The following is a 5,082-nucleotide window of genomic DNA, read 5'->3' as shown; positions in this document are numbered from 1 at the left end:
TCCGGCGCGAGGCCCTGCAGCACCGCGTCACCTACTCGACCACCGTGGCAGGCGCGCGTGCGCTCGTCCACTCGCTGGATTTCCACGGCGAGGCGGACGTGCACAGCCTGCAGGAACTGCACAAGGAGCTGAGCGCATGAGCCGCGCCCCCATGACCAAGACCGGTTCGGAACGCCTGCGCGCCGAACTGGATCGCCTCAAGTCGGTCGAGCGTCCCCGCATCATCGCGGCGATCGCCGAGGCCCGTGCCCACGGCGACCTGAAGGAAAACGCCGAATATCACGCCGCGCGCGAACAGCAGAGCTTCGTCGAAGGGCGGATCGGCGAGCTGGAGGCGGCGCTGTCGACGGCCGAGGTGATCGACGTGTCCAGGCTCGGTGCCGGCAGCAAGGTGGTGTTCGGTGCGACCGTGGACCTGGAGGACGAGGACTCGGGCGAGGCGGTGACCTACCAGATCGTGGGCGACCTGGAGGCGGACATCAAGCAGCGGCTGATCGCGGTGTCCTCGCCGATCGCCCGCGCGCTGATCGGCAAGAGCGAAGGCGACAGTTTCGAGTTCAAGGCGCCGAACGGAGTCAAGCACTACGAGATCACCGGCGTCCGCTACGTCTGACGCAGTGGGGCGCCTCTCGGCGCGGCCGGCATCTCCCGGTCGCGCCTGTGGTACTCCAGCCAGCGGGTCAAAGACCGGCAATCCTGGAAACAGGCAACAAAAAAGGCCGCATCGAGCGGCCTTTTTGCGTCAACCCGGACGGCTCAGCGCTGGCGCGCCTTGAAACGCGGGTTGCTCTTGCAGATCACGAAGACCTTGCCGCGACGGCGCACGACCTTGCAGTCACGGTGCCGCTGCTTGGCGGACTTCAGAGAGGAAAGCACCTTCACGGCCAGCTCCTGGAAACAATACGGGAAAATTCAAGCCGCTAAGTGTAGCCACAGTTCCCCGGGTTCACAAGTCCGCCTCTTCCACACCCTTGACGATCTGGAGAAACTTGGCGAGCACCGGCGAAGGGTTGTCCATGCGACTGGCGACGGCCAGCAGCAGGTACGCGTCCGGATCCTCCAGCGATACGTAGCTCACGCCGCCCAGTTGCACCGCGCGCATGCTGGCCGGGACCAGGGCCAGACCGATACCGGCCGCCACCAGGGCCAGCAGGCCGTTGATCTGCTGCGCATGTTGCCCGATCAGCGGATGAAAGCCCGCCTTGCTGGCCAGTCGGACCAGGCGGTCGTACAGGGTCGCAGCCAATTCGCGGGGCTGGCTGACGAACACTTCGTTGGCCAGCGCGTCGAATTGCACGCTGTCCTGCCCGGACAGCGGGTGGCCGCAGGGGACGGCAAGCACCAGTGGCTCGTAATCGATCACGTCGATCCGCAGCACGCGGGCGTCGGACTCGTGGCGGGGCTCGTCGCGCACGAAACCGACGTCGATCTGGCCGGCCCGCAACGCGGTGAACTGCGGTTCGCTGTACATCTCCTGCAACTGCATGCGTACCTTCGGCGCGCACTGGCGGAAACGCAGCAGGGTTTGCGGCAGGGCACGATGGAAGGTGACCGAAATCGTGTATGCCAGGCGCAACGCGCCGCTGAAGCCGGCTGCCGCGTCGCTGACGTGGGCACGGGCCTGCTCGGCCTGGACCAGGATCTGCCGCGCCTGCTCCAGCAGGATGCGTCCGGGTTCGGTCAGCGCCACATTGCGCTTGTCCCGATCGAACAGGCGTGTGCCCAGGTCCTGCTCCAGCGCCTGGATTTGCTGTGACAGCGGGGGCTGCGAAATATGCAGGCGCTGGGCGGCCCGTGTGAAGCTCAGTTCTTCCGCCACGGCGACGAAGTAACGGAGCTGGCGGAAGTCGAACATAGTGGCAAGCCGAATAATTCGGGGGGCAAATATATATTGGTCGGATGTTTGTGACGAGCGTATCGTTTGCCTCGTCCCGCCACCTTCCCCTCCCCCCAGGTGGCGGTGACCCTCGCCCCGCAGCGACGCTATCCCGCGGTCCCGGTCCTCCTCCCCCAGAGCCGGCACCGACGCGTCGTTCGCGGGGCGCTTTCTTTTCTGCGCGGCGCTAAAGCGCCGCAGCCAGGTGTGTCCCCTGGGCGATCGCCCGCTTGGCATCGAGCTCGGCCGCAACGTCGGCGCCGCCGATCACATGCGGCCTCCGGCCGGCCGCCAGCAGGGCATCGGCCAGGCCGCGGGACGGCTCCTGCCCCGCGCATACCACCACGTTGTCGACCGGCAGCACCTGCGGCTGCCCACCAAGCTGGATGTGCAGGCCCGCGTCGTCGAAGCGCTGGTATTGCACGTTGCCGAGCATCTGCACCCGATGGGCCTTGAGCGTGGCGCGATGCACCCACCCGGTCGTCTTGTTGAGCCGCCCGCCCGGGCGGCCCTCGCTGCGCTGCAGCAGCCAGACCTGCCGCGCGGGCGGCTCCGGCGCAGGGGGTACCAGGCCACCGCGGGCGGCAAGCGTCCGGTCCACCCCCCAGGTCCGCGCCCAACGGACCGGATCGAGTGTGGGGGAGGGCGGTGGCTCGACCAGGAATCCGGCCACGTCGAAACCGATGCCGCCCGCGCCGATGATCGCCACCCGCCGGCCGACCGGGCGGTCATGGGCGAGTACGTCCAGGTAGCCGAGCACACGCGGGTCGTCGCTGCCCGGGAAGTCGATCCGTCGAGGCACCACCCCGGTAGCCACCACGACCTCGTCGAAAGCCTGCAAGGCGTCCAGCGTGGCCCGGCAGCCCAGTCGCTGCTCCACGCCCAGCTCGGCCAGGCGATGGCGGTAGTAGCGCAACGTCTCGTGGAACTCTTCCTTGCCGGGAATGCGTTTGGCGTAGTTGAACTGGCCACCGATGTCGCCCGCCTGCTCGAACAGCGTCACCGCGTGGCCGCGCTCGGCCAGCGTGGTCGCGCAGGCCAGTCCGGCCGGTCCGGCACCGACCACGGCGATGCGTTTCGGCTGCGACGCCGGCACGACGACCAGTTCGGTCTCGTGGCATGCCTGCGGATTGACCAGGCAACTGGCACTCTTGTTCTGGAATACGTGGTCCAGGCAAGCCTGGTTGCAGGCGATGCAGGTGTTGATGGCCGCGGCCCGGCCGGAACGCGCCTTGGCTGCCCAATCAGGGTCGGCCAGGAACGGGCGGGCCATCGAGACCATGTCCGCCTCGCCCGCGACCAGCACACGCTCGGCCACTTCCGGCATGTTGATGCGGTTGGTTGCCACCAGCGGCAGGCTGACCTCGCGCTTGAGCCGCTGGGTGACCCAGGCAAAGCCGGCACGCGGCACCGATGTGACGATCGTCGGCACGCGCGCCTCGTGCCAGCCGATGCCGGTATTGATGATGCTGGCGCCCGCCGCTTCGATGGCCCTGGCCAGCGAAGCGATCTCTTCCCAGGACTGGCCGCCCTCGACCAGTTCCAGCATGGACAGCCGGTAGATGATGATGAAGTCGTGCCCGACGGCCTCGCGGGTCCGTCGCACCACCTCCACCGCGAACCGCATGCGCCGCGTGGCATCGCCGCCCCAGGCGTCCTCGCGCCGGTTGGTGCGCGCAGCGAGGAACTGGTTGATCAGGTAGCCCTCCGAGCCCATCACTTCCACGCCGTCGTAGCCGGCCTCGCGCGCGAGCCGCGCGCAACGGACGAAGTCGCGGACCGTGCGTTCGACACCGTGGGCGGAGAGCGCGCGTGGCGTAAACGGGGTGATCGGCGACTTGATCGCCGAAGGGGCGACCGATAGCGGGTGATAGCCATAGCGTCCCGCATGCAGGATCTGCAGGCAGATGTGTCCCCCTTCGGCGTGCACCGCCCGGGTGAGTCTGCGGTGTCGGGCCACGTGCCAGGGCATCGACAGGCGGCCACCGAACGGCTTCAGCCAGCCCTCGATACTGGGTGCGATACCACCAGTGACCATCAGCCCGACGCCACCGCGCGCCCGTTTGGCGAAGTAGGCGGCGAGCCTGTCGTAGTCCGCCGCGCGGTCCTCCAGCCCTGTGTGCATCGAGCCCATCAGGATGCGGTTGGGCAGGGTGACGTGGCCCAGATCCAGCGGGGCGAACAGGTGCGGGTAATGCATGCCGGTGTCCATTCAAACGGTCGTATGAATGTGCCGGGTGGGGACGCTGAAAGCAAGCCGCGCCCCTGGTTGGCTTTCTTGCTCACTGGCCTGCGCCCGCGGGTGGATCCACGCCGACGAGTGGTCCCCGCGTCGGGCGCCTTGCTTCATCTGCCGGCCAGAGGCGCCTGACAGTGCCCGCTAGATGGCGGAGGCTCGGCGCGGGCGGGCCGGGGCGTCGCCCAGCGAGCCCTGCGGGTTCAGGGCTTGGAACCTGAGCGGGGTATGGTCGTGGGGCTGGGGCCCGGACCGCCGGACATCCCGCGGCCTGCCCGGACGCGCGGTGAGGACCGTCAGGCAAGGCGTTGCAAGGGGGCGGCTGGATGGCACGCGCTTCAGGGGTGTTCAACGCGTTACCATGGATTTTTTGCAGATCCCCGGGAGCCCCATGAGCCGCACGCAGCCGGTCCCAGTCCTCACCATCGACGGACCGTCCGGGTCGGGCAAGGGCACCATCAGCCGGCTGGTTGCCGAGCAGTTGGGCTGGCGGCTGCTCGACTCCGGTGCGCTGTACCGGGCGGTCGGCTACGCAGCGGGGGCCGAGGGACTGGACCTGTCCGACGCCGAGGCCGTGACGCGTTGCGCCCAGACCACGAAGATCCGGTTCCATGCCGCCGCCGGCGGTGGCGAGACGCGGGTGATCGTCAACGGCCACGACGCCACTGACGAGCTGCGTACCGAAACCGCCGGCGCGGCGGCGTCGGCGATCGCCTCGATCCCCTCGGTGCGGCAGGCGCTGGTCGACTTGCAACTGGGTTTCCGCAAGGGCCCTGGCCTGGTTGCCGACGGGCGCGACATGGGCACGGTGATCTTCCCGGATGCGCCGTTCAAGGTGTTCCTCACCGCCAGTGCCGCCGAGCGGGCGAAAAGGCGCTATAAGCAGTTGAAGGAAAAGGGGCTGAACGTTACACTTGGTGCCCTTCAGCGCGAGATCGAGGCGCGTGACGAACGCGATGCGTCGCGTACG

5 protein-coding genes are annotated in these 5,082 nt (G+C 68.3%); 2 read left to right on the top strand and 3 right to left on the bottom strand.

Features of this window, described 5'->3' with window-relative positions; all coding sequences use genetic code 11:
- The first annotated feature begins 136 nt into the window (after positions 1 to 136).
- Entirely contained in the window at positions 137 to 613 is a 477-nt protein-coding gene (gene greA, locus VFH59_RS15825) for a transcription elongation factor GreA (RefSeq protein ID WP_325165872.1), read from the top strand.
- Between the two features lie 143 nt (positions 614 to 756).
- On the opposite strand, the gene ykgO is transcribed toward greA, so the two are convergent.
- The 3 genes from ykgO to VFH59_RS15810 form a co-directional block, all read right to left on the bottom strand.
- Positions 757 to 882: a type B 50S ribosomal protein L36 gene (gene ykgO, locus VFH59_RS15820; RefSeq protein WP_008215056.1), complete on the bottom strand. Its 126-nt coding sequence runs from the start codon at positions 880 to 882 to the stop codon at positions 757 to 759.
- A 64-nt stretch (positions 883 to 946) separates the two neighbouring features.
- The gene (locus tag VFH59_RS15815; protein ID WP_325165871.1) at positions 947 to 1,855 is read right to left on the bottom strand and encodes a LysR substrate-binding domain-containing protein; all 909 of its coding nucleotides are present in this window, start codon (positions 1,853 to 1,855) and stop codon (positions 947 to 949) included.
- A 208-nt stretch (positions 1,856 to 2,063) separates the two neighbouring features.
- Entirely contained in the window at positions 2,064 to 4,076 is a 2,013-nt protein-coding gene (locus tag VFH59_RS15810; protein ID WP_325165870.1) for an NADPH-dependent 2,4-dienoyl-CoA reductase, read from the bottom strand.
- 427 nt (positions 4,077 to 4,503) lie between these two features.
- Between VFH59_RS15810 and cmk the strand changes: the two genes are divergently transcribed.
- On the top strand, positions 4,504 to 5,082 hold a 579-nt coding region (gene cmk, locus VFH59_RS15805; RefSeq protein WP_325165869.1), incomplete at its 3' end, for a (d)CMP kinase.

Source organism: Frateuria sp., from assembly GCF_035695185.1.
In the GTDB taxonomy this organism is placed as follows: Bacteria; Pseudomonadota; Gammaproteobacteria; order Xanthomonadales; family Rhodanobacteraceae; genus Frateuria_A.
The sequence above is the reverse complement of the archived record's forward strand: the minus strand, read 5'-3'. Positions and strand labels throughout refer to the sequence as shown.

What these genes read in the sequence shown, in the direction of transcription:
- greA (WP_325165872.1), top strand. Translation starts at nt 137, where the DNA reads ATGAGCCGCGCCCCCATGACCAAGACCGGTTCGGAACGCCTGCGCGCC.
- VFH59_RS15815 (WP_325165871.1), bottom strand. Translation starts at nt 1,855, where the DNA reads ATGTTCGACTTCCGCCAGCTCCGTTACTTCGTCGCCGTGGCGGAAGAA.
- VFH59_RS15810 (WP_325165870.1), bottom strand. Translation starts at nt 4,076, where the DNA reads ATGCATTACCCGCACCTGTTCGCCCCGCTGGATCTGGGCCACGTCACC.